Here is a 25,502-nt window from a genome sequence, read left to right on the forward strand (position 1 = left end):
AAAAATGTAATTATGGAAAATGTAAATGTAAAACCGGCAACCGGGAAACTGGGTGTACTATGTGTTGGTTTAGGTGCAGTTACTTCCACCTTCATGGTAGGAACACTGATGGCTCGCAAAGGGTTGGCACAACCTGTGGGTTCTCTTTCTCAATTAGCTACTATGCGTGTAGGCAAAGGCAAAGATATGGAATACAAGAAAATCACAGATGTGGTTTCTTTGAGCCATCTGAATGACATTGTTTTTGGTGCATGGGATATTTTCTCTGAAAATGCATATGAAGCTGCTATTCACGCGGAAGTTCTAAAAGAAAGAGATATTAATCCCGTAAAAGACGAACTGGAAGCCATCAAGCCAATGCCAGCGGTTTTTGATCAGGATTTTGTTAAACGTTTACATGGAACACACGTAAAACAAGGCGCTACTCGCTGGGATCTGACAGAACAACTTCGTGAAGACATCCGCAACTTCAAAGCAGCCAACAACTGCGAACGTGTTGTTGTAATCTGGGCTGCAAGTACTGAAGTATATCTTCCATTAGGCGAAGAACACATGACACTTGCTGCTTTAGAAAAGGCAATGAAGGAAAATAATACTGAAAAAATTGCCCCAAGTATGTGTTATGCTTATGCTGCTGTAGCAGAAGGATGTCCTTTCATTATGGGTGCTCCAAACTTGTGTGTTGATACTCCAGCAATGTGGGAACTGTCTAAGAAGACAAATACACCTATCGCAGGTAAAGACTTCAAGACTGGTCAGACATTGATGAAAACAGTACTTGCCCCGATGTTGAAGACTCGTATGCTGGGTCTGCGTGGATGGTTCTCAACAAACATCTTAGGAAACAGAGACGGAGAGGTATTGGACGATCCAGATTCATTCAAGACAAAAGAGGTAAGCAAGCTTTCTGTAATTGAAACAATCCTTGACGGCAAAGAACATCCGGAACTTTACGGTGATATCTTCCACAAGGTACGCATCAACTACTACCCTCCTCGCAACGATGATAAAGAAGGATGGGACAACCTGGATATCTTTGGATGGATGGGTTATCCAATGCAAATTAAGGTAGATTTTCTTTGCAAAGACTCAATCCTTGCAGCTCCGCTGTTGCTCGACCTGGTTCTTTTCTCAGATCTTGCTAAACGTGCAGGCCGTAGCGGCATTCAAGACTGGTTGTCTTTCTACCTGAAGAGTCCAATGCACGACTTCGAAAGCAAACCTGTACACGACTTGTTCCAACAATTCACGATTCTTAAAAACAACCTTCGTGAAATGGGTGGATACGAAGCTGACGAGAATATCGACTAATTTTGATATACTTATACCTGTAGAGTCGGATGGCACTTGTATGGTGCCATTCGACTCTCTTTTTACCCACTCTTTTTAACCTTATTTCTGCCAATTCTTCTTGTCCGGTCGAAACAATTTTGTAATTTTGTCATATAATCCAAGGAATATGACTAAATCTGAGATTCAACAAGTAAAGCAACGATTCGGCATTATTGGTAATACAGAGTCCCTAAACAGAGCTATTGACATAGCCATTCAGGTGGCTCCAACCGACCTGTCCGTACTTATCACCGGAGAAAGCGGTGTAGGTAAGGAGAGCTTTCCTCAAATTATACATCAGTACAGCCGTCGCAAACATGGACAATATATTGCAGTAAACTGCGGAGCCATTCCGGAAGGAACCATAGATTCTGAACTTTTCGGACACGAGAAAGGTGCCTTTACAGGAGCTATCGGTGAACGCAAAGGATATTTCGGAGAAGCCGATGGCGGCACCATCTTTTTGGATGAAGTAGGAGAACTGCCTCTTCCTACACAAGCTCGTCTGTTACGAGTTTTGGAAAGTGGCGAGTTTATCAAAGTTGGTTCATCAAAAGTCCAGAAAACAGATGTACGTATTGTAGCGGCAACAAACGTAAATTTGCATGAAGCAATTGCTTCCGGCAGATTCCGGGAAGATTTATATTACCGTCTTAACACAGTTCCGGTACAGATTCCACCTCTTCGTGAACGCCCTGAGGACATTGTGCTTCTGTTCCGAAAATTCGCTTCGGACTTTGCAGAAAAATACCGGATGCCTTCCATTCAGCTGACGGAAGAAGCAAAAAAAATGTTGGTGGCATACCCCTGGCCGGGCAACGTACGCCAACTAAAAAACATAACTGAGCAGATCTCCATTATTGAAACAAACCGAGAAATCACACCTGCTATCTTACATACGTACCTGCCCCAACAGCAAGGAGAGAGACTTCCAATGCTTTTCGGTGGTAATAAACAGCATAAAACCTTTGAAAGCGAACGCGAAATTCTTTATCAGGTGTTGTTCGATATGCGTCAGGATGTTACAGAATTGAAGAAACTGGTACACGAAATTATGTCTGAGAAGGCACAACCTGTCGCTTCGGCCAGTGTAGTGAACAATATTCCCACTATCAATCTCTCTACCGGCAATATTTCGTCTGCTCACCCTATCCAAAACGAGGATGACATACAGGATACGGAAGAATATGTGGAAGAATCACTTTCACTAGACGATCTTGAAAAAGAGATGATCAGAAAAGCGCTAGATAAACATAACGGAAAACGGAAAAACGCTGCCAAAGATTTAAACATCTCCGAGCGTACACTATATAGAAAAATAAAAGAATATGGATTGGATAACTAAATCGAAACAACTGTTAACCATACTCTCTCTACTTATTGTGGTGAGTGCATGCAGTATCTCATATAAATTTAACGGTGCTTCGATTAATTACGATAAAACAAGAACAATCAGCATTGCCGATTTTCCCATCAAGTCGGCTTATGTGTACGCTCCGCTGGCTTCAAAGTTCAATGATGACCTGAAGGATATCTATATCCGCCAAACACGCCTTAAGCTTGTTCCGCGTTCAGGAGATATGACTATCGAAGGCGAAATTGTGGGTTATGACCAGTTAAACAAATCCGTAAAGGCAGATGGTTATGCTGCGGAAACGGAGCTTCGCCTCACAATTAATGTGCGCTTTGTGAATAACGCCAATCATGCTGATGACTTTGAAAGGCAGTTCACAGCATTCCGGAATTACGATTCGAGCCAGATGCTGACTGCTGTACAAGATCAGCTTATTGCAGAGATGACCAAAGAGATAACAGAGCAGATCTTTAATGCAACCGTAGCAAACTGGTAATCAACGTATGAACGCTCAGAATCTGCAACAATGGATATCACATCCTGAAAGTCTGAACAGAGATACGCTCTATGAGCTGAGAACACTGTTGGCACGATATCCTTATTTTCAGTCGGCTCGATTGCTCTACCTGAAGAATCTATACTTGCTTCACGACATAGCTTTCGGGAAAGAGCTCCGTAAGGCAGCCTTGCATATAACTGATCGGCGGGTTCTTTTCTATATGTTAGAGCAGAATCGTTTCATCGTCGAACCTCAAAAAATAAAAGAATCGTCGGCTTCGCTTAATGAAGATCCTGGTCTGGACCGCACATTGTCATTAATCGACTCGTTCCTCTCTTCCATACCCGAGGAACCTCTCTCCAATAATATGGAGCTGGATCTTTCTTCCGACTATACTACTTATCTGCTTCAGGAAGATACCTTAAACAGCTTTAGCGAAACAGATGTTCCTCAACAGGAATCTTCACCCAAATTAAAGGGACACGAACTGATTGACGGATTTATTGAAAAAGCAGAAAATGAGAATGCCATTAAGCTTCAGATACCGGAAGAAAAAAACGATGAAGTTCCTCAAACCGAAACTCCAATAACTGATGAAAATGAAGATGAAGAGAGCTATTTTACAGAAACTTTAGCCAAAATATACGTAAAACAACAAAGATATTCGAAAGCACTTGAAATTATTAAAAAATTAAGTTTGAAATATCCGAAAAAAAATGCTTACTTTGCAGACCAAATTAGATTTTTGGAGAAATTGATTATTAACGCTAAATCGAAATAACAAGATGTATTTATTATTAGTTATCGTAATTGTTATCGCAGCAATATTACTAAGCTTTATTGTTTTGATACAAAATTCTAAAGGCGGAGGTCTTTCTTCAGGCTTCTCCTCTTCTAACCAGATTATGGGTGTACGTAAGACAACCGATCTCCTTGAAAAAGCAACATGGACTTTGGCTGCCGCTATCGTAGTACTAAGCATTATCACTTCTTACACTGTTCCATCCAATGCAGCTCAAGACTCTGCTATTCTGGAACAAGCTCAGAAAGAAGAAAAAACAAACCCGATGAATGCTCCGGCAGGTTTCGAAACTCCAAAGACAGGAACAACTCCTGCAGCTGCACCAACTGCTGCACCAACAGGGAATCCTGATGAAGTTCCGGCTAAAGCACCAGCTGAAAAGCCCGCAAAAAAATAAAAAGATTTATTCCAATATTAAAATAGGAGGAAAACGAGATGGTTTTTCTCCTATTTTTTTGCCCTATAAAACAGAATACATCCTGTCTGAGAGATGATTATTGGGTGCTTTGACTCCACAAACAGACCTTCAAAAAAAACAACTCACAGCCATATTTTGGAAGAATAGAAGTTGCGGGATTGATCATTACATCGGTATCATTTCAAATTCGTCGCACATTGAGGGCAAACTAATCATGCTTGCGAGCGAAACTAATAGCACACCCTGAAAATCTGCGCCAAGAAATTTAAACCTGTCATTATGTTTTGCTCATGCTCCCGCCATGTTTATCCAATCTAAACTTATAAAATTATCCTCTCTTTCAACAAATCAGGCCAATGTTTCTCTTTCCATTCATACAATATTAAAGGAACAATATATTAATGAATCCGGCTTCAATTGTATATTATAAATATTCATTTGAATACATTATATTTTACAGTTAATTACAGCACCAATAAACAGCAAATTATAAACAGGTTGCTTCATTCATGAGTGCATATTTAATTCATACACCTGATTGTTCAACTGTAATCCTACTACTTTATGTAAAGTATAATTGTTTCTCATAAAAAACAGCTAAAAATTCACATATCATAAAGCATTTATGATCAGACATGAAACACATTTTAACTCTTATTTAAGAGCATAGCAAGAAAAACTACGCCATGTTTTCTGTCTTACATTTTATTTTCAAAGTTAACCATCTGACAATAAGTCACGAGAGATTTTATATCGCCCCCTATATATACAAAAATATGGTATAGTTCCCCGCACATTTATTTTCTTCAAGGTATTTCCTTTCTCTCCACATGTTTACCGGGTTCATAAAAAAAGAGTAGAGGCAAATAGAAAACTACCGGCTTTAATGCTGTACAATAAAAAAGGAAGGCATCCTTTTGAGACACCTTCCTTTTTTATTTCTATAGTAACTAATTACTAAGCTTCACGTCCGTGGCAGTTTTTGTACTTCTTACCGCTTCCGCAAGGACAAGGATCATTACGACCCACTGTCTTTTCTACACGGATAGGCTCTCTCTTCGCTTCACGAGTATCACGCTGAGCTGCTTCATGCTGACCAGGATCATTCAGATCGTCCTTTTCAGTACGGTATTTGCTGTAGTCTTCATGCACTTCAGGAGCAGCCTGTTTTACTTCTTCTGGTTCCTGGAACGGAATCTTTCCACGCATCAACGCTGCAACTGTCTGGGTATTGATTTTATCTACCATTGTGTCGAACAGATTCACAGATTCCAGTTTGTAAATCAACAACGGATCTTTCTGTTCGTAGCTTGCATTCTGCACAGAATGTTTCAGTTCATCCAGTTCTCTGAGGTTTTCTTTCCAGCCCTCATCAATATTATGAAGCAGGATGGCTTTTTCGTATGATTTTACCACCTCTTTACTTCCATTCTCGTATGCGGCTTTCAGGTTGCAGGTAATGTTATACATACGTTTTCCGTCTGTAATCGGAATCAGGATGTTTTCAAAGCGGCTACCTTGTTCCTCATATACCTTTCTGATAACTGGGTCGGCCACTTGTGCCATGTGCTCTGTTCTGCGTTTAAAGTTACCCATTGCAGCATCAAACACACGATCAACAAGCTTTTCAGCTTTTATGGTACGAGCTTCTTCCTGAGTATAAGGAATATCCATTGCAAAAGTCTGAAGCAGGTCCATTTTAGTATCTTCGTACTCTTTACCTTCAACGGCATTTGCACAGCGATCCCAAATCATATTTACGATATCCATACCGATACGTTCACCGTTTAGTGCATGACGACGTTTGGTATAAATAACAGTACGTTGCTTATTCATAACGTCATCATATTCCAATAGACGTTTACGGATACCGAAGTTGTTTTCTTCCACCTTCTTCTGTGCACGTTCAATAGAATTTGAAATCATCTTATGCTCAATCATCTCTCCTTCCTTGAATCCAAGTTTATCCATTACACCGGCAATACGGTCAGAAGAGAAGAGACGCATCAGGTCATCTTCCAGAGAAACAAAGAATACAGAAGAACCCGGGTCACCCTGACGTCCTGAACGACCTCTCAACTGACGGTCCACACGACGTGATTCATGGCGCTCTGTACCAATGATTGCCAAACCACCTGCCGCTTTAACTTCCGGACTCAGCTTGATATCTGTACCACGACCTGCCATGTTGGTGGCAATGGTTACAGTTCCTCTCAAACCAGCCTGAGCCACAATGTCAGCCTCTTTTTGGTGCAGTTTTGCATTCAGCACATTGTGTTCAATCTTACGCAAAGTAAGCATCTTGCTCAACATTTCAGAGATTTCAACCGAAGTTGTACCCACTAGTACCGGACGTCCGGCATTTACCAGGGCTTCAATCTCTTCAATAACTGCTTTATATTTTTCACGTTTAGTTTTGTAAACGCGGTCGTTCATGTCTTTACGGATAACCGGGCGGTTGGTTGGAATAACCACTACATCCAGTTTATAGATATCCCATAACTCACCAGCTTCAGTTTCGGCCGTACCAGTCATACCCGATAGCTTATGATACATACGGAAGTAGTTCTGCAATGTAATAGTTGCAAATGTTTGTGTAGCTGCTTCCACCTTAACATACTCTTTCGCCTCGATTGCCTGATGCAAACCGTCAGAATATCTACGACCTTCCATGATACGTCCGGTCTGTTCATCCACAATCTTCACCTGGCCGTCAATAACAACATATTCATCATCTCTTTCAAACATGGTATATGCCTTCAACAGCTGATTAATTGTATGAACACGTTCAGACTTCACGGCGAAGTTAGTCATCAGCTCATCTTTCTTGATTTGCTTTTCTTCATCATTCAATGGTTCATTCTCCAGTTCAGAAAGCTGAGAAGCAATATCAGGCAATACGAACAATGTAGGGTCGGGAGAGTTCCCGGTAAGTATATCCACACCTTTGTCGGTAAGGTCTACACTATTCATCTTTTCATCAATTACAAAATACAATGGTTCAACAGCTTCAGGCATGCGCTTGTTGTTCTGTTCCATGTATACCTCTTCAGTCTTAAGCATTCCGGCTTTGATGCCCGGTTCACTTAAGTATTTAATCAATGGCTTATTCTTTGGCAATGCTTTATGACTACGGAATAAGGCGAGGAATCCTTCTTCTTGCTCTTTTTTGTCGTTTGAAGCAATCAGGCGTTTTGCATCAGTCAGGAATTTTGTTGCCAGTACTCTCTGTAAATTCACCAGTTTCTCAACCTGCGGACGGAACTCTTCAAAAAGCTGTTCTTCCCCTTTAGGAACCGGACCCGAAATAATCAAAGGAGTACGCGCATCATCAATCAATACGGAGTCAACCTCATCGACTATAGAATAGTTATGTTGTCTCTGTACCAAATCTTTCGGACTAACAGCCATATTATCGCGAAGGTAGTCGAAACCAAATTCATTGTTGGTACCAAAGGTAATATCTGCAAGATATGCTTTGCGGCGTGCATCCGAGTTAGGTTGGTGTTTATCAATACAATCTACGCTCAGACCGTGGAACATGTAAAGAGGTCCCATCCATTCCGAGTCACGTTTAGAAAGATAGTCGTTGACAGTTACCACATGCACTCCGTTGCCGGTCAGCGCATTGAGGAATACCGGCAATGTAGCCACCAAAGTTTTACCTTCACCGGTAGCCATTTCGGCAATTTTTCCTTTATGAAGAACTACACCACCAAAGAGCTGCACATCATAATGAATCATGTTCCAGGTTATTTCTGTACCACCAGCAATCCAATGATTCTGATAGATAGCCTTGTCGCCTTCGATACGAACAAAGTCTTTTGTTGCAGCTAGTGTACGGTCAAAATCTGTAGCCGTAACCTCGATGATTTCATTTTCAGTGAATCGTTTTGCTGTTTCTTTCACAATTGAAAAAGCAACAGGAAGCACTTCATCAAGAGCTGTTTCATATTTATCGAGAACTGCTTTTTCAAGTTTATCTATTTCCAGGAACAGGTCTTCTCTTTCTTCAAGTTCAGTCTCTTCCACTTTTGCTTTCAGTTCTTCTATTTTCGCTCTTTCTTCAGTAGCCGATTCATATATATATTTTTTCAGCTCATTTGTTTTGGCACGAAGTCCATCGTTATCCAATCTTGCAACGTCTGGATACGCTGCTTTAATTTTCTCCACCCATGGTTGGATCTCTTTCATATCCCGACTGGATTTATTCCCAAAGATAGAGCTTAAAAATTCATTAAATCCCATTTTTACTTATGTTGTTAATTGATTATTATTCTTGTTTTTACGTTGCAAATTTACATCAAAATGCCGACTTAAACGGAATAAGTCGATACTTTTTATCGTAAAATATTTGCTATAGGGGCAGAAGAGCAGCCATTGGGAGCCCTAATTCGCATGAAACGGGCTAAAGTAGGGGCAAAACAGTCGGTACTAACCGGAGTATTGATGATTTCAGGTTTTACATTCCCTCCCATAAAAATAAGCGGAGCAGAAATATAAGCCTTACGAATTACCTTACTGTCTGATGAATTATCATTGTTCACTACCGCCCATCCGGGAAGAATCTCCAGAGTAAGGTCGCCCGAGCGGTAACGATGATATGAGTTACGTAACTTCTGAATTTCGGGGTTCCAAGCTCCCAGCAGTAAGTGATGAGAAGTATATACTTCTTTCACGCCACTGAACTGAATCAGAAATTCAGAGGTTTTATCAAGCACCTCATTCAGATCCAGCTTCTTTTTTTCAAGTAATTTATGGTTCAGATATAGCTGAAGCCCATTATACGACTCTATGTACTGTCCTTCGCCATACACCGCCATAAGGTACATGTTCAGTAAAGCGGCACAGCGATCCATATAGAATTCGCCTCCGGGCACACGATACTTTCCGGGATCAGCTCCTTCTGCATCGGCATATCCGGTTGATGCTACGCAGAACACCACATTATGCAGTCCTACTTTTCTATCGATGAGGTCAAGAAGCTCACCAATGCATCTGTCCAGCCTTACATATGCGTCCTGAATCTCCAGAGCACATTCATTCGTGTTTTTATGTTCATAATTACCTGCATAATAAGTCAGGGCAAGCAAATCTGGTATTTCATCCTGACCAATAGCGCTATTGGTAAATATATCATCCAGAAAATAGTTAATTTCCTCGTTAATAAAAGGACTGGTTTTCAGCTTCCTGAACTTATTTTTCTTAGCTTCATCAAAATTATAGGAAAAAGCCAATTGCCCTAATTGAGGTGTAAGGAATTTATATTCGACAACAGGACGTAAAGGAGCCCATGTCATACCGGGTATACGGAAATCAATAGATTTTCTATCGTTATATTGACTTACAAACCAGGGGAAGTCTCCGTAATAAGTAGTACCACACCATTTACCTGTATCATCGTTCAGCCAGAAAGCTCCGTTGCCAGCATGTCCGGCTCCAAAAATTGCTGCTTCCCGGTAAGGTGCGATTGAATATACTAATCCTTTACCTTGCGTTGCAACCTTCAGTTCATCGGCAACAGTAGAGACTAGCAGTTGTGACGGCGAAGTGGTTTCTCCGGTATAGTTCCCCATAAAGTCACGGTCGTCCACACAATTTCTCACACGCAAGGTGGAGATATCAAGCCAGCTTTCACCGGTTATCCCATTCACTGTCGGAACCGTTCCGGTATAAAGAGCGGCTATAGAAGACGCCCGGTCGGGATTCGAAAAATTATACTCTGCATTACGGTACACCCTCCCCTCTTTCCACAGACGCTTGAAACCTTTTTCTCCGTAAAGGGCAGAAAAAGCTTCAATATAATCAGTACGCAACTGGTCCACCGTGAGTCCGACAACTATTTTAGGTGTCGAAATCTGAGGCTGAGCCTGCAGTCCGGTAAACGTCAGTGCAGTTATAAGAGAAGTGAGTAAACCTTTCATCTATTTCGTTTATACGTCAAAAAAACATAGTACAGGGATCGTATCCACAAACAAAGTGCCAAAGGTACAACAGCAAAATTAATTTTTTGGGGAAGCAGGTAGAAAAACCCTATAAAAAGTGTTAAAACAATCAAATTTGCCAAATGATAGAGATCTTTCTTCCGTTTTTTTGCCTTTAACACCAAAAAAGGAAGATATAGTAAATGAAACGGATGAAATACAAACAACAGATAATTAGGGCTTACAGCAGGATGTTCCGAAATAGAGGCAAGAAAAGCAATTACACATCCGGCAGCACCAGCCATTGCAAACAACACCACATCAATTCCCCAGTAAGTTTTCTGCTTTTTATATCCATAATATGTTGCAGCCAACACAAGTATAAAAAGCAGCCATCCTGTCAGCATGGGCGATGGATAGTGAGGAGACGAAACCTCTCTATCGGCCGAGCGTGAAACAATTTCACGGGCTTCTGACACAAGAGCTCTTTGCTTCCCATAAGTCGCTTTTATACTGGCCCCCTTCAAAGCATCCCTTAGATAGTATGGAGCAAACATCTTCTGACGATAATCTGCTACTTTATCAGCATCACTGCCTAAACAAAAATCAATTCCGAATTCAGCCCATTTATTTCCGGCAGTAAACTGATGCACAATATCCCTGAAAGAGATTGGTGCATTATTTTCCGTATACATAACCCGCCCTTGAATACAATCTTCAATACGGTCTCTGGGCCGGGTTGAACAATTATCATAGAAGAAGTTATATCGATACACCCTGTTCTGCGGCAAGTAATTCTCTTTTAATATCTCAAATAATTTCTCTTGTTCCTCCGGAAGCAGGTTCAACGTTTGCTGATAAACACTCGAATTACGCATAGCATATTCCTTCTCGAAGAAAAAGTAATCGGAAACTCCCAGCTGATAATCTGTTTCACCTTTGATGTACCTCCATATAAAATGAGGGGCATTGAAATCGAACATACCATAATTAAAAACAAGATCCATTCCAGTCTGCTTGTTTTCATACCTCAAAGCAGTATGGCCAAACAGTGCATAAATCTCAGTTCCAGGTGAACAGGTAAGTAAACTAACACGAACCGAATCTTCGGGAGACGCACCAACATGAAAGGGTAACATCAGAAACAACATTACCGCCAACAAACTATTCTTCATTTTAAGAAAAAAACACTTAAACTCCATATTTTACTCTATTACTACCCCAATTATAATCTGATAATTTTTCCTCCCATGCCAACCATAACATGAATATCAGTCCATAAAACAAATATTTAAATAAACTGTCGTGCAGAAAACCAAAACTCTGCGGATAAACTCCTAAGCACCACACAATCGTACCTATACGAACGATATTGAATAACAGAAGCAACAAAGCTCCTGGAACGAAGAAAGAGAGGCGCTTCCACCATATTCCTTTGCTGAAAAGAATTACCAGAAAGAAAATATATATTTGTTTTACACCAGTACACCCCCAAATTACGTTAACACCAGCCGAAGAGGTATTATAAGTAAGAACTGTGGAGACTTTTCTTTGCCCATCCCCCACTTGGATATTTTTATGTTTCAGAAAAATAGAATCACCAGAAACGACATTCACCAATCGATGACATAATACTGTTGTTTTTTCTGCCCAATTCACAAAAAAGGGAGTGAGATCCTTGTTTAGAAAACAGATAAACTGACTCTCTTTATTCTGCCGGTTAATCTCTCCAGCTCCTAAAGCCAACCATATTTTCTCTTTAATCACAGAATGGGCAAAAGGTTCTTTAGTTTCCTGCAGTGTTTTTCCATTGCTCTGATTATCGATCCCGGTGTGAAAAAACAATTTCCAACTCAGGTGTGCCGCAATAACAACTGCCACAAAAATCATCAATCTGCGAAAAGGGAACAATTTTCTTTTCCAGTTCAATAACCGTTCAACCGATTTTGCATTCATGTTTCTCATTATTCGCGTGCAAAAATAAGCTTATTTCTTGTTAATCGGGACTAAATCATTTTTTTTTGGTTATTTGATAGAAAATTAATGCAATTGTTCTGTTTTTTTTGGCTTACTTTGCAAATTCAAAAGAAGCAAGTGAACTTAGTAATAGATATCGGAAATACAACAGCTAAAGTTGCGATATTCAAAGACAATACTATAGTAGAAGTCTTTCGTAGCTCTAATCAGTCGCTCGACTGCCTGCCGGAAATCCTCGAACGTTTTCCCGTAAGGCAAGGGATCGTGGCCTCTGTTATCAGTTTAACAAAAAAAGTAACAGAACAGCTCGAAGCTTTTCCATTCTCAGTTATCCTACTTAATGCCACTACTCCGATACCAATAGAAAACCTTTATCACACACCTGAAACACTAGGGTGCGATCGGTTGGCTGCAATAATCGGGGCAAGCGAAATTTATCCCGGAAGAAATCTTCTGGTTATCGATGCCGGAACAGCTATTACTTTCGATTTTATAAATGCACACGGTCAATATCTGGGTGGAAACATCTCACCCGGAAAAAGTATGAGGTTCAAAGCATTGCATACATTTACGAACAAACTTCCGCTGCTTAGTGAAGAAGGCAACCGCGTTCCGTTGGGAATAGATACTGACACAGCCATCCGCGAAGGAGTTATGAAAGGAATTGAATATGAAATAAAAGGCTATATTGACTTTTTTCAGAAAAACTATCCCGATCTTTTGGTTTTTTTAACGGGGGGAGATGGATTTCTTTTTGAAACAAGCTTAAAAAATCTCATATTTGCAGATAAATTTTTAGTATTAAAAGGTTTAAACAGAATATTAAACTATAATAATGGTAGGATATAAGAAGATTATGGGAGCACTCTTGCTCTCAACGCTCACTGGAATTTCAGTGGCACAGAACAATACAAACTCGCCTTACACTCGTTACGGTTTCGGACTATTGTCTGATCAATCCTTCGGAAAGAACAAAGCAATGGGAGGAGTAGGTTACGGTCTTCGTGACGGTTTCCAGATAAACGCCTCCAACCCGGCATCGTACACAGCAATCGATTCACTGACATTCCTGTTCGATGGTGGAATTACCCTCCAGAACATGAACATTAGTGACAAGACTACTAAAGTTAATGCGAAAAACTCCAGCCTCGACTATCTTGCCATGCAGTTCCGTATCAGCAGAAAATTAGCTATGACGGCAGGTTTCTTGCCGTTCTCCAACGTTGGATATAACTTCGGGACAACCAATAAAGTTAATGATCCTGATAATCCAGATAATAATGTAAGTGCCAAGTATAGCTCATCGGGAGAAGGTGGTTTACATCAATTCTTTGTAGGTGCCGGATACATACCTTTCAAAGGTTTATCTTTCGGAGCTAATGTTTCCTATCTTTTTGGTTCAGTGGACCGTACCTTGAGCATTACTTTCCCCGACAATACAAATGTTACTCCTTACAGCGAAATAAGCGAAATCAGAGTAAGAGATTATAAACTGGATCTTGGATTACAATATACAAAATACCTTAGTAAAAAAAGTGCTCTGACCTTGGGAGTTGTTTATACTCCGGGACACTCACTTAATGCCGATGCCACAATGATACGTACTACTTCCGTGAGTGATACTACCCAATTGGCAAATGGTTTTGATCTTCCTGATTGTTTTGGGGCTGGTTTAGCCTATACGTATAATAACCGATTAACTGTTGGTTTTGACTATTCTCTTCAGAAATGGGGAAATGCCAGCTTCCTGGGTGAAAAGAGTTTGTGCAACCGTTCCAAATACTCAATTGGTGCGGAGTATGTTCCCAATCCTTTCAACAGAAATTACTTTAACCGGGTTAAATATCGTGTGGGAGCCTATTACTCGGACCCATATATTAAGGTGGCCGAAGGGACAAACAGCAGCACTACATGGGCAAAAGGAGCTAGAGAATACGGAGTCAGTGCAGGGTTTGGATTACCGGTATTCAGCAGCAGGTCAATATTAAGCATCTCTGGCCAATACGTTAAGGTAAAGGCAAGAACTCCCAATATGGTTGACGAGAATTATCTAAAACTTAGCATTGGTATCACCTTTAATGAACGTTGGTTTGCTAAATGGAAAGTTGAGTAACAAAACTTTTTTATGTCACATATTTTTAGAAAATTTTTCTTTATACAAACAAGCATAGCCATTTCCTGCTGGGCAATAGCTATGCTTGTGCTATTTCCTTCTTGTACAGAAAAGAAACGACCCTTGGCAGCAGCAATCCAGAAACGAGATTCATTGCCTTTCATGAAGTCGCTTGATGTCACAACTCTGATTTCCGATTCAGGAATAACCCGTTATCGGATCAAGACAAAAGAGTGGATGATATTCGACAAAAAGGAACCCTCCTACTGGTCTTTCGAAAAAGGTCTTTATCTAGAAAAGTTCGATACTACCTATCATGTTGAAGCTAGTATAAAAGCTGATACAGCATACTATTATGATAAGAAGAAGTTATGGGAACTAAGGGGGCATGTATTGATTAAAAATCTCCAGGGAGACCGGTTTAGCACAGAGCAGCTTTTCTGGGATCAAATGCAGAACAAGGTCTATTCAAGCAAATATATAAGCATAAAGAAATCAGGAAGAACGATAAACGGATATGGCTTTGAGTCCAATCAGGAAATGACTGTTTATAAGATTCATAAAACTTCCGGTGCCTTGCCTATCGACGATAGAAAAATAGCTCCTCCGGATACTACTAAACACTAATAGCCATGCACCTTATAATCTACATACTAATCGCAATACTATTTTCCGCTTTTTTTTCGGGAATGGAGATTGCTTTTATTGCTGCAGATAAGCTACGTCTGAAAATGAATAAAAGTGAAAAGAGCATTACATATCGCATCCACTCATATTTTTTCAATCATTCAAATGATCTTGTCTCCACAATCCTTGTAGGCTATATTGCATCACTTGTAACCAGCGCCCTGCTTATTGCCCAGTTTGCAGAAGAGTATCTGCTTAGCGGACTTTCAGCATATCCACTTATTACGATTCTTTTAGAGATAATCATTGCAGGCTTGTTTTTACTAGTCAGTGCCGAATTAATTCCCAAAACTATTTTCAAACAGAACGCTAATACGGCTCTTACTCTGTTTGCTATTCCATTATTCCTTTTTTACATCCTCCTCTACCCGGTATCAAAGACATACTCTGTGCTTTCTTACCTCATCTTGAAACTTTTTGGGATAAGAATCAACAAGGAAGAGCAAGGCACAGCGTTCGGAAAAGTTGAACTTGATTATTTTATCCAGTCAAGTATTAAGAAATCAGACAATTCTGAAGAGGTAGAACCTGAAGTAAAGATATTCCAAAATGCGCTCGATTTCTCTTCTGTTAAGATAAGAGACTGTATCGTTCCCCGCCCGGAGGTCGTAGCTGTTGAAATAAACGCAGGGCTCGAAGAACTGAAAGCCAGATTCATTGAATCGGGCATTTCGAAGATAATTGTTTATCAAGATAATATAGATAATATTGTTGGTTATATACACTCCTCGGAGCTGTTTCGCAATGCCGACAACTGGAAGGGTAACATTCAGGAAATTCCTATTGTACCCGAGACTATGGGAGCCAACAAGCTGATGAAACTTTTCATGCAGCAGAAAAAGACATTGGCTGTGGTGGTAGATGAATTTGGCGGCACAACCGGAATTGTATCTTTGGAAGACTTGGTGGAAGAAATTTTTGGAGAAATAGAAGACGAACACGACACAACTTCTTACATTGCCCGACAGACTCAAGATAACGAATACCTCCTTTCGGCACGATTAGAAATTGAAAAGGTTAACGAAATGTTCGATCTGGAATTACCCGAATCGGATGAGTATATGACAGTGGGCGGATTGATTCTGAATCATTATCAAAGTTTCCCCAAATTGCATGAAATAGTCAAAATAGGACACTTTGAATTTAAAATCATAAAACGCACAACAACTAAAATAGAGCTAGTTAAGTTGAAAGTAATAGATTGATTCGTTTTTTTTTGCGAATAAATAGATGCATATTAGCATTTTTTGTATCTTCGTGCGCTAAACATATCTAAAAAAATAAATAATAAACAAATAAAAAGTATTAATTAAAATGGCAACATTACAAAAAATCAGATCTAAAGGACCTCTATTGGTTATAGTAATTGGTCTTGCTCTGTTTGCCTTCATCGCCGGTGATGCCTGGAAGATTCTCCAGCCGCATCAGAAAACCGAAGTGGGTGAAGTTGACGGAGAATCTCTTTCTGCACAAGATTATCAAAAACTGGTAGAAGAGTATACCGAAGTGATCAAATTTACATCTGGCATGAGTGCTTTGACTGATGAACAAACAACACAAATTAAAGACGAAGTCTGGAGAAACTACGTAAACAACAAACTGATTGAAAACGAAGCTAAGAAATTAGGTCTTACTGTTTCAAAAGCCGAAATTCAGGCAATCATTGACGAAGGAACCAATCCTATACTTCAGCAAACTCCATTTAGAAACCAGCAGACTGGTCAATTTGATAAAGATATGTTGAAAAAGTTCTTGGTTGACTATTCTAAGATGGACAAAACCAAGATGCCTCCACAATATTCTGAGTACTATGACAAAATGTTCAAATTCTGGACATTCGTAGAAAAGAGTCTTACACAAAGCCGCCTGGCTGAAAAATATCAGAACCTGATTTCACGTTCACTGATTTCGAATCCGATTGAAGCTAAAGCAGCTTTCGAAGCAAGAGTAAACACTGCCGACTATTTGGTTGCAGCTATACCTTACACTTCAATCTCCGACTCAACCATCAAGGTTTCCGATTCAGAATTGAAGGATCTGTACAATAAGAAAAAAGAGCAGTTCAAACAATTTGTTGAGTCACGTAACATCAAATACATCGATGTTCCTGTTGTTGCCAGCAAGACCGACAGAGCTGAAGTTGAAAAAGAAGTTACCGAATATACCAAGCAACTTGCAGGTACTACAGCCGACTTTACTACTTTCGTACGTAACTCGGAATCAGAAGTTCCTTTTGTTGACCTGTTCTACACAAAGAAAGCATTCCCTGCTGACATTGCTGCCCGTATCGACTCTGCATCAATCGGTCAGATTTACGGACCTTACTACAACCAGCAAGACAACACTTTCAATTCATTCAAGGTGTTAGCAAAACAATCAGCTGCCGACTCTATTCAGTTCCGTCAGATTCAGATTGCTGCTGCAACTCCCGAAAAGACAAAATCTTTGGCAGACAGCGTATACAATGCACTTAAAGGTGGTGCCGACTTTGCCGAACTAGCTAAAAAGTATTCAGGTAATGCTGAGCCACAATGGATTACATCTCAGGCATACGAAGGTGCAACTTTAGATGAAAACAATGTAAAACTATTCTCTACATTGTTCAATCTTGGAGTAAACGAAACAGCCAACTTATCACTTCCTCAGGCAAACGTTATTATGCAGGTGGTTGACAAGAAAGCGGTGAAGGACAAATATAAAGCTGCGGTTATCAAGAAAACTGTAAACTTCAGTAAAGAGACATACAACAAGATCTACAACGACTTCAGCTCATTCATTGCAGCTAATCCTACATTGGAAAAAATCAATGCAAATGCCGAAGCTAAAGGATACAAACTGCTTGAAAGAAACGACCTGTTCAGTGCTGAGCACGTAATTGGTGGCATCAAGGGAACACGCGAAGCCATGAGATGGGTATTCGGTGCAAAAGAAGGTGATGTTTCTCAGATGTTTGAATGCGGTGACAACAACCACTTATTGGTAATTGCTGTTACAGGCATCGTAAAAGAGGGATACCGTCCGCTTGAGCTGGTTAAAGATCAATTGAAAGCAGAACTTATCAGAGACAAGAAAGCTGAAAAGATTATGGCTGATATCAAAGCTAAGAACCTGACGAGCTTTGCACAATGCAAAACAATTCCTAATGTGGTGACAGATTCTGTTAAACACGTTTCATTTGCAGCTCCAGCTTATGTTGCTTCAGTAAGAAGCAGCGAACCTGTTTTAAGTGCTTATGCGTCTATTGCTCCTCTTAATAAATTAAGTGCACCTGTAAAAGGTAATGCAGCAGTATTCGTATTCCAGCCTTATAGCAAAGAAAAGCTGAAAGAAGTATACAACCAGAAAGAGGAAGAACTAAAAGTTCAAGGTATGGCAATGAGAGCTGCCAGCAGATTCGTAAACGATCTTTATATTAAAGCCAAAGTTAAGGATAATAGATACCTATTCTTCTAATAAAAAGATATTATCAATTTTAAAAGGCGGAAACTTCGGTTCCCGCCTTTTTTATTGCTACTACCCCCTATTCGCCTTATATAAAAAATTTTCAGCCCTTTCACTTTTATTTGTAGAATAAAATAGTACTTTTGTTACATCATTCAAGTTAAGTATAGAAGGACTATGGCAAAATATCGCTTTATATTTCCCCTGCTTTTCACGCTGATGATTAGTTCCTGCGCAACTATTGACCAGGTGGATATTGATTATCTGCAATCGGCTAAAATAATTTTTCCAACAGAAGTCAGGCGGGTAGCGATTGTCAACAATGTTGTGACCGATAACCGGAAATCCGTAATCAATAAAGAAGACAGCATAAATGTTATCAACCGGTCCGAATCCACTTTTCAGGGCGATGCTTCTACAATGGCAGAATCGTTAGCACAGAATGTTGCCGCAGCCAACTATTTTGACCAGGTTCTTATCTGCGACTCCGCTCTACGGAAAGACGATAAACTGAAAATAAAAAGGGAATTGTCGCAGGATGAGGTTAAAGAACTAACAGGCGATTTGGGTGTCGATATGCTTCTCTCGGTAGAAGATATTAATATCAAAACAGATCAAAGAGCCATATACGAGAATGGTCTCTTCCATATAATTGTTGACGCTAAAGTATCACCGGTTATAAAGATATATTCTCCTACAAGGTCCACTCCTATCGTAACCGTTTCGCCCGAAGATGAAATTTTCTGGGATGAATATGGGCAGTCATTCGAAGAGGCAAAAAGAAGATTAATCAAAGAGAAGCAACAAATTCAGGAAGCTTCAGACTTTGCCGGCGAGATTCCTGCTAAATATATATTGCCAAGTTGGAATAGTACATACCGCCAATACTATTCAAGCGGTTCTGTGGAACTGCGTGACGCAAGTGTCTTTGTTCGTGAAGATTCCTGGGACGATGCTCTGCAGTTATGGATGAAAGCCTACGAAAGCAAACACGAAAAGACCAAAATGAGGGCGGCTTTCAACATTGCATTGTATTACGAAATGCACGACGATATTGACAAAGCGCTTGAATGGGTAGAGAAAGCACAAAAAATTGTAATAAAGAAAGAGGGACTTGATAAGAAACCAAATCAGGAATCATACACCCATAAATTTTCCGAAGATTACATGCTTATCTCTCATTATATACTTATTTTGAATGAAAGAAAAACAGACCTACCCACATTAAACCTGCAAATGAAGCGTTTTAATGACAATTTTTAAGGCATTCTATACAGAGAATAATTTTTTTTTGTACTTTTGACTAAAATACGTTTAAGATAAAATTTTTTCTATATGAAATTAAGTGCACAATCAAATTCTCTGATCGAATCGGCCATTAAAGAGGCACTCAGCCAATTTATCGGTAATGACGAACAAACCGTGGTTACGGATATTCATTTACTACCTCGTCAAGACTCAGGTGAATTATGCATCTACAATGATGACGAAGAAGAGTTGGCCAAGGTTATCATTGAAGAGTGGGTTGACTATGAAAAAGAGGAATTTTATCCAAACGTGGAACGTATACTTCATGCCATTCTTTGCAAACTTAAAGAAGAAGGAGCTTTCGACAAACTTATCTTATTGAAACCCTATTCTTTCGTTTTGCTTGATGAAGAGAAAGAGACAATTACCGACCTAATGCTGATGGACGACGAAACCATGCTGGTAAACGATGAGCTTCTCAAAGGACTAGACGAAGAATTGGACGAGTTCTTGAAAAAACTGCTTGAAAGCTGATTTTAAATATAACATGATATTTAGAGAATAGGGTGTATCGAAAAAATGATATACCCTTTTTTAATACCTCAAAAGGCAGAAGTAACCAATTCACAACCGGCAATTATAGTCAACTGGAATCAGTTTATTACAAACATCGAGACATATTAGTCCAATCATGTACAAGATTAGGGGGTAATCATGTACAAGATTGAGTTCAATCATGTACATGATTGGGGCGAAAGATGTACAAGATTGGGATAACCATTGACTTTGTTTGGTTTAGTATTCCTTGTTGTCTTGGTTAGTTCATCATGAACAAAGAATAATACAACTACAACTTATTACCAAAAAATGTATCATACTGACAATGTGGCAAATACAGAACAATGGGTGGCACAGGTGGCAGACAAAACATCTCTTTTACCTTTCCGTAAATCGCAAATCCAAAAAAAGTATTTCTGAAGATTTTTCATTTTTCATTTTCTGAAACCGTAAAACACTCATTTTTAGTGCCACCTGTGCCACCTCTTTATAGAAATAATACTCAGATTCGGCCTTTGAATCGTTGAATTACTTCTTAATTCAATAAATTAAATAAGCACAGAATGTATTAGTTAGATAGCAATAATATAGTAAAAATTATTATATTTGTCAGATAGGATACGGTTCTAAATAATTATCAGCCAACTAACATTCATGATACATTTGATTAAATGCGATTGTTGATAAGAATAAAAATATTTCGGATATAAAGTCATTGTCATTACTCCAAATAAATAAACAGAAAAACCTAAAATCAAGAACTATGCAAATGAAAAAGAGGTATTTTATAATAACGATTGTCAATATTACGATTATGACAATTGTATGCAATCACTTTTATGAACGGTATAATTGGTTTGAGGTTTCATCCATAAATGACACACGCCCCATAGGGCAGCTAAAGAAAATTGTTGTAGAGAATAATGATAAATCAGTCTATAACGAACTGCGTTATGCTTATTTGAATGAGTTGGAGTCAAATGAAATATTGGTCTATTCTTTTTTAATGGCTAACAAGGTTCATGACAGGCAGGCCTATTTTGATATTTATTCACTTTTAAGCTCTGCAGAGCATAGACAAGAAATAAGATTAGACAAAGAAGCAAAAACCTTAATGATTGAATATTTAAAGAAAGGGGCGGCACTAAATCATCATCAATCCAAATTTGATCTCGGTCAGTTATATATGGAAGGGAAATATGTTCCGAAAGACACAGTTTTAGGGCAAAAGCTGATAAATACCAGTGGATATTAAAACAACTTTTAGATAACCAAACATAAAGATTGAAAAGCTAATTATTTATGAAAACAATATTTTATATCATCAATGCTGGAATTATAATCTTTACTTTCATATTCTGCTACCGCTACTATGAAAAGGACAGAATAATTACGTCGTACATAGAAAAAACGCCTGCAATTGAAACATTTAAAAAAGCTGCAAGAAAAGGTGATACACTTGCATACAACAAGCTTAAAAAAGCCTACAAATCGGAGCCATATGAAGGAGAACTGATTTATTATTCATTTCTTACAGCAAATAAATGCCAATATCCGCCGGCTTATTATGATGTGTATTATGAACTAAGGCATATCGAAATTCTGGAAAAGAAAGATTTTTTTGATAAAGAACTGAGAACGTTCATGATCGAATATCTAAAGAAAGGAGCAGCTTTAGGTGATAAAAATTCAAAGCGAGAACTTGCGAAATTATACATGGAAGGAAAGTTCCTCCCCAAAGATACAATATTGGGGAAAAAGCTTATAAAAGAGTGTTCGAAATGAAAAGTTTATCAAAAAATCTCGATACTCTTGATGTCTGACGCCAAAAAACGTGTTACAATGAACTGAAATTGACGATGTATTTGATTTACATTGAACAAATACTGTAAATGCCAGCTTTAATCATATCGTGACTACGTATTATCGTATGAACCTTTTTTAATGGGTACCCGCCACAATTTGTGCTTTTATATATATATTTGTATTGGTTAACAAATAGTTTACTCTCAACTCAATATTAAAAGAAAAACACAAATGATTCATCTATATATAAAGTATCCTATTGATATTTTACTAAAACACAAAAGAGGTTTAATTATTACATTATTATTATGTGTTTCAGTTATTTCTTTTTCTCAGATTAACTTGCCATATATTCAGAATTTTTCGAGAGGTAACTATACAGGTGGATCTCAAAACTGGAGTATAACCCAGGGGAATGATGGGATTATGTATTTTGCAAACAACCAAGGTATGCTATCTTTTGATGGAAAAAAGTGGAAATTACACACTCTTCCTTCCAAATCAAGGATAAGGTCGCTTTATGCGGATTCCGACGGACGGATTTATTGTGGAGCATTTGAAGAGTTTGGTTATTGGGAAAAAGATCTTTATGGGGAATTGAAATATATATCATTATCAAAGAGTCTAAAAAAATTTAGGTTCCATAATGATGACATCTGGAGCATTACAAAGCTGAAAAACAAATTAATATTTCAAAGCTTTTCGTCTTTCTTTTCTTACGATAAGGTGGGAGTTAAAGGATATAATTTGCCATTTAACCCTCTATTATTCAATTCTGTAGGAAACGAAATTTATTCAGGCGTATCAAAAAAAGGATTATATTCATACAACGGCTTTAAGTTTAAAATGCTTATTCAAAATGCCAATGTTAATAATTCAGATATTATCTCTTCTGTTTACTTAGGGAATAATAAAACACTGATTGCGACAGTTTCATCAGGAGTATATCTTTACCAACATGGTAAATTGTCAAAGTGGCTTAAAAATTACGATACAGAATTGTGTTCAGCAGTGATCAACAGAACAATTATTACCCGTGATTCCTTAATAATAATAGGTACTATCCATAATGGCATTTATGCGTTTAATTCGAATCAGCAACTGATATGGAAAATAAATCATGAATCAGGATTGCAGAACAACACGGTTTTAGGACTTTCCTGTGACTCTTCGGGTAATTTATGGGCTGCATTGGATAATGGCATTTCATTGATTTATATGAATAGCGGGTTACGTTTTTCTTCTAATCAGTTTCAAAAAATAGGCTCGGTCTATTCGGCTGTATACCGTTCTCCTTACTTGTTTTTAGGAACAAATCAGGGACTCTATTATTATAACTTCCAGCAAGGAGGAAATGTAAATCTAATTACAGGAACAAGTGGGCAGATATGGGATCTTTCTCTCATAGACAATCAGTTGATTTGCGGACACAATGATCAAACATTCAGGATTGACAATCTAAAAGCGACCAAACTTATAAATGTATCAGGAGGGGCATGTATAAAACGATTTGAATATGAAGGGAATCAATATCTGATTCAGGGAACATACACCTCACTTGTCTTATATAAAAAGGACTCATCTGGCAAGTGGAACTTCTTAAGGGAAATCAAAGGCTTTATAAACCCCATCAGATATATTGAGGTTGATCAGAATATGAATCTTTGGGCTAGTCATATAGAAAGAGGACTTTACCGTATAAAACTAGACAATAGCCTTCAACAGATAAAATCTGTGAAAACATATTATAGCCTGGATAAATCATCTGATATTTCAAAGATAAACGTTTTTAAATTTAACGGGCGAATTGTTTTTGCCAATGGACGAAAGGTTTATACGTATGATGATTTGACTGACTCTATCATTCCGTTTCAGAAACTAAATAACCAGTTAGGAGAATACAGGAGTCTGCATAAGATAATATCGGTAGGTAAAGACAAATATTGGCTGATTAAAGATGACGAATGTGCATTAGTAAGTTATTCTGGTGACAAATTAACTTTTTTGAAAAGAATACCTTTCTCTCTTTTGAATAGTAAGGTACTTGAGCAAAATGAGAATATTGCAGTAATCAATGACAATACTTATCTGTTCTGCATGGAGAATGCATTAGCATTATATTCGCCCAACAAAAGAATATTGACAAAAAATCATTTCCGATTATTTCTAAATTCGATTAATGTTGAGCACGATGGTGAGAAAGGTATTTGGCATATGCCATTAAACACTTCTAAACCTTTTCATGTTCCTTTTATAAAGAACAACAGGATATCATTTGATGTTGCTTTCCCAGACTTTACTGATAAAAAGAACTATTTTAAATATAGACTTACAGGACTTGATAATAAATGGTCAGAACCAACAAAACAGTCCTATATCGATTTTTATAGATTACCGTATGGCTCTTACAAATTTGAAATTAAAGCTTTTTCTTCTGATGGAAAGGAACTCGCTCAACATTCATATTCATTTGTAATTGATCCGCCATTTTATGCTAGTACCACTGCATTTATAATTTATACATTATTGATCGTAGGAATGATCTATTATATAAAAAGATATATAGACAATACGATAGAACGCAATAAGTATAAAATGCAGAAAGAACAGGAACACTTATTGATAGAAGAAAAAGAAAGGCAAGAAAAAAATATTATTCAACTTAGAAATGAAAAACTAGAAGCTGAACTATTACACAAAAGTAAGGAGATGGCTAGTTCAACAATGTCAATCATTAATAAAAACAAAGTATTGCAGGTATTGAAAGATGAATTAACTGAACAGAAAAAAGCCTTCGGTAATCAATATCCAAATAAATATTACAATAAACTGATAACTCTGATAGAAGAAAATATAAGTTCTGAAGGTGATTGGGAAATATTTCAATCAAACTTTGACCGCATACATGAAAACTTTTTCCGTAATTTAAAATTAAGATACCCGGATATTACTCCTAATGATTTAAAACTGTGCGCATATTTAAGATTAAATCTTTCTACCAAGGACATAGCGCATCTATTAAATATATCGGTTCGTGGGGTAGAAGTAGCTCGCTACAGATTAAGAAAAAAGTTGGATATACCTTCTGAGAAGAATCTCATAGACTTCATGATTGAATTCAAGTAAAATTTTTATTTAGAAAGAACAAAAGACTTAATTCTTTGTTAAATAAGTATTTAACAGAATTAAATTATTCTTTGTAGTAGTAAAAAGATACCTCATTTTTCCTATCACTTTTAATGAAGTAGTAGAGTTGGGGAGTCTTCTTTGTGTTTATTAACTCCTGTGTATACTTTTGTTTCGTATCAAGATTTAAACGCAACGATCGTTAATCAATTAAATT

General features: G+C 38.2%; 19 protein-coding genes. 15 read left to right on the top strand and 4 right to left on the bottom strand.

Annotated elements, in window-relative coordinates:
- Window positions 1-12: 12 nt before the first annotated feature.
- From ABWU87_RS08165 to secG, 5 genes are all read left to right on the top strand, one after another.
- On the top strand, window positions 13-1,311 hold the full coding sequence (locus ABWU87_RS08165; RefSeq protein WP_353329742.1) for an inositol-3-phosphate synthase: 1,299 nt from the start codon (window positions 13-15) through the stop codon (window positions 1,309-1,311).
- Window positions 1,312-1,459: 148 nt separating this feature from the next.
- Entirely contained in the window at window positions 1,460-2,677 is a 1,218-nt protein-coding gene (locus ABWU87_RS08170) for a sigma-54 interaction domain-containing protein (protein ID WP_353329743.1), read from the top strand.
- Window positions 2,661-3,182 carry an LPS assembly lipoprotein LptE gene (gene lptE / locus ABWU87_RS08175; protein WP_353329745.1) on the top strand — a complete coding sequence of 174 codons (522 nt, stop codon included), beginning with the start codon at window positions 2,661-2,663 and terminating at the stop codon, window positions 3,180-3,182. The genes ABWU87_RS08170 and lptE overlap by 17 nt, the downstream gene beginning before the upstream one ends.
- A 7-nt stretch (window positions 3,183-3,189) precedes the next feature.
- Window positions 3,190-3,966 carry a tetratricopeptide repeat protein gene (locus ABWU87_RS08180; RefSeq protein ID WP_353329747.1) on the top strand — a complete coding sequence of 259 codons (777 nt, stop codon included), beginning with the start codon at window positions 3,190-3,192 and terminating at the stop codon, window positions 3,964-3,966.
- A 4-nt stretch (window positions 3,967-3,970) separates the two neighbouring features.
- Window positions 3,971-4,384 (top strand): preprotein translocase subunit SecG, encoded by a 414-nt coding sequence (secG, locus tag ABWU87_RS08185; protein WP_353329749.1) that lies wholly within the window; start codon window positions 3,971-3,973, stop codon window positions 4,382-4,384.
- 978 nt (window positions 4,385-5,362) lie between these two features.
- On the opposite strand, the gene secA is transcribed toward secG, so the two are convergent.
- The 4 genes from secA to ABWU87_RS08205 all read right to left on the bottom strand — a co-directional run bounded on the left by secA (window position 5,363) and on the right by ABWU87_RS08205 (window position 12,294).
- The gene (secA, locus tag ABWU87_RS08190) at window positions 5,363-8,653 is read right to left on the bottom strand and encodes a preprotein translocase subunit SecA (protein WP_353329751.1); all 3,291 of its coding nucleotides are present in this window, start codon (window positions 8,651-8,653) and stop codon (window positions 5,363-5,365) included.
- Between the two features lie 92 nt (window positions 8,654-8,745).
- Window positions 8,746-10,329, bottom strand: a complete 1,584-nt coding sequence (locus ABWU87_RS08195; RefSeq protein WP_353329753.1) for an alkaline phosphatase family protein — start codon at window positions 10,327-10,329, stop codon at window positions 8,746-8,748.
- Window positions 10,326-11,504 (bottom strand): Lnb N-terminal periplasmic domain-containing protein, encoded by a 1,179-nt coding sequence (locus ABWU87_RS08200; protein ID WP_353329755.1) that lies wholly within the window; start codon window positions 11,502-11,504, stop codon window positions 10,326-10,328. Before ABWU87_RS08200 ends, ABWU87_RS08195 begins: the two co-directional genes overlap by 4 nt.
- Window positions 11,505-11,520: 16 nt before the next feature.
- Window positions 11,521-12,294 (bottom strand): exosortase/archaeosortase family protein, encoded by a 774-nt coding sequence (locus ABWU87_RS08205; RefSeq protein WP_353329757.1) that lies wholly within the window; start codon window positions 12,292-12,294, stop codon window positions 11,521-11,523.
- A gap of 129 nt (window positions 12,295-12,423) precedes the next feature.
- On the opposite strand from ABWU87_RS08205, the gene ABWU87_RS08210 reads away from it, so the two are divergent.
- From ABWU87_RS08210 to ABWU87_RS08255, 10 genes are all read left to right on the top strand, one after another.
- The gene (locus ABWU87_RS08210; RefSeq protein WP_353329759.1) at window positions 12,424-13,155 is read left to right on the top strand and encodes a type III pantothenate kinase; all 732 of its coding nucleotides are present in this window, start codon (window positions 12,424-12,426) and stop codon (window positions 13,153-13,155) included.
- Window positions 13,142-14,419: a hypothetical protein gene (locus ABWU87_RS08215; protein ID WP_353329761.1), complete on the top strand. Its 1,278-nt coding sequence runs from the start codon at window positions 13,142-13,144 to the stop codon at window positions 14,417-14,419. The genes ABWU87_RS08210 and ABWU87_RS08215 overlap by 14 nt, the downstream gene beginning before the upstream one ends.
- 12 nt (window positions 14,420-14,431) lie before the next feature.
- A complete protein-coding gene (lptC, locus tag ABWU87_RS08220; RefSeq protein WP_353329763.1) occupies window positions 14,432-15,046 on the top strand; it encodes an LPS export ABC transporter periplasmic protein LptC in 615 nt (204 codons plus the stop codon).
- Between the two features lie 5 nt (window positions 15,047-15,051).
- A complete protein-coding gene (locus ABWU87_RS08225; protein WP_353329765.1) occupies window positions 15,052-16,311 on the top strand; it encodes a hemolysin family protein in 1,260 nt (419 codons plus the stop codon).
- 109 nt (window positions 16,312-16,420) lie between these two features.
- The gene (locus tag ABWU87_RS08230) at window positions 16,421-18,559 is read left to right on the top strand and encodes a peptidylprolyl isomerase (protein WP_353329767.1); all 2,139 of its coding nucleotides are present in this window, start codon (window positions 16,421-16,423) and stop codon (window positions 18,557-18,559) included.
- Between the two features lie 165 nt (window positions 18,560-18,724).
- Window positions 18,725-19,810, top strand: coding sequence for a DUF6340 family protein (locus ABWU87_RS08235; protein WP_353329769.1), 1,086 nt, complete (start codon window positions 18,725-18,727; stop codon window positions 19,808-19,810).
- Between the two features lie 72 nt (window positions 19,811-19,882).
- Window positions 19,883-20,329: a hypothetical protein gene (locus ABWU87_RS08240; RefSeq protein WP_353329771.1), complete on the top strand. Its 447-nt coding sequence runs from the start codon at window positions 19,883-19,885 to the stop codon at window positions 20,327-20,329.
- Between the two features lie 787 nt (window positions 20,330-21,116).
- Window positions 21,117-21,608: a hypothetical protein gene (locus ABWU87_RS08245; protein ID WP_353329773.1), complete on the top strand. Its 492-nt coding sequence runs from the start codon at window positions 21,117-21,119 to the stop codon at window positions 21,606-21,608.
- A 47-nt stretch (window positions 21,609-21,655) separates the two neighbouring features.
- Window positions 21,656-22,138 (top strand): hypothetical protein, encoded by a 483-nt coding sequence (locus tag ABWU87_RS08250; protein WP_353329775.1) that lies wholly within the window; start codon window positions 21,656-21,658, stop codon window positions 22,136-22,138.
- A 252-nt stretch (window positions 22,139-22,390) separates the two neighbouring features.
- The gene (locus tag ABWU87_RS08255) at window positions 22,391-25,285 is read left to right on the top strand and encodes a helix-turn-helix and ligand-binding sensor domain-containing protein (protein WP_353329777.1); all 2,895 of its coding nucleotides are present in this window, start codon (window positions 22,391-22,393) and stop codon (window positions 25,283-25,285) included.
- Window positions 25,286-25,502: the final 217 nt, after the last annotated feature.

The organism is Bacteroides sedimenti (genome assembly GCF_040365225.1).
GTDB classification, from domain to species: Bacteria; Bacteroidota; Bacteroidia; order Bacteroidales; family Bacteroidaceae; genus Bacteroides; species Bacteroides sedimenti.

Bases quoted from the DNA above. Each gene is read 5' to 3' on its own strand.
- ABWU87_RS08165 (WP_353329742.1), top strand. From the start codon at position 13: ATGGAAAATGTAAATGTAAAACCGGCAACCGGGAAACTGGGTGTACTA.
- ABWU87_RS08170 (WP_353329743.1), top strand. From the start codon at position 1,460: ATGACTAAATCTGAGATTCAACAAGTAAAGCAACGATTCGGCATTATT.
- lptE (WP_353329745.1), top strand. From the start codon at position 2,661: ATGGATTGGATAACTAAATCGAAACAACTGTTAACCATACTCTCTCTA.
- ABWU87_RS08180 (WP_353329747.1), top strand. From the start codon at position 3,190: ATGAACGCTCAGAATCTGCAACAATGGATATCACATCCTGAAAGTCTG.
- secG (WP_353329749.1), top strand. From the start codon at position 3,971: ATGTATTTATTATTAGTTATCGTAATTGTTATCGCAGCAATATTACTA.
- secA (WP_353329751.1), bottom strand. From the start codon at position 8,653: ATGGGATTTAATGAATTTTTAAGCTCTATCTTTGGGAATAAATCCAGT.
- ABWU87_RS08195 (WP_353329753.1), bottom strand. From the start codon at position 10,329: ATGAAAGGTTTACTCACTTCTCTTATAACTGCACTGACGTTTACCGGA.
- ABWU87_RS08200 (WP_353329755.1), bottom strand. From the start codon at position 11,504: ATGAAGAATAGTTTGTTGGCGGTAATGTTGTTTCTGATGTTACCCTTT.
- ABWU87_RS08205 (WP_353329757.1), bottom strand. From the start codon at position 12,294: ATGAGAAACATGAATGCAAAATCGGTTGAACGGTTATTGAACTGGAAA.
- ABWU87_RS08215 (WP_353329761.1), top strand. From the start codon at position 13,142: ATGGTAGGATATAAGAAGATTATGGGAGCACTCTTGCTCTCAACGCTC.
- lptC (WP_353329763.1), top strand. From the start codon at position 14,432: ATGTCACATATTTTTAGAAAATTTTTCTTTATACAAACAAGCATAGCC.
- ABWU87_RS08225 (WP_353329765.1), top strand. From the start codon at position 15,052: ATGCACCTTATAATCTACATACTAATCGCAATACTATTTTCCGCTTTT.
- ABWU87_RS08230 (WP_353329767.1), top strand. From the start codon at position 16,421: ATGGCAACATTACAAAAAATCAGATCTAAAGGACCTCTATTGGTTATA.
- ABWU87_RS08235 (WP_353329769.1), top strand. From the start codon at position 18,725: ATGGCAAAATATCGCTTTATATTTCCCCTGCTTTTCACGCTGATGATT.
- ABWU87_RS08240 (WP_353329771.1), top strand. From the start codon at position 19,883: ATGAAATTAAGTGCACAATCAAATTCTCTGATCGAATCGGCCATTAAA.
- ABWU87_RS08245 (WP_353329773.1), top strand. From the start codon at position 21,117: ATGCAAATGAAAAAGAGGTATTTTATAATAACGATTGTCAATATTACG.
- ABWU87_RS08250 (WP_353329775.1), top strand. From the start codon at position 21,656: ATGAAAACAATATTTTATATCATCAATGCTGGAATTATAATCTTTACT.
- ABWU87_RS08255 (WP_353329777.1), top strand. From the start codon at position 22,391: ATGATTCATCTATATATAAAGTATCCTATTGATATTTTACTAAAACAC.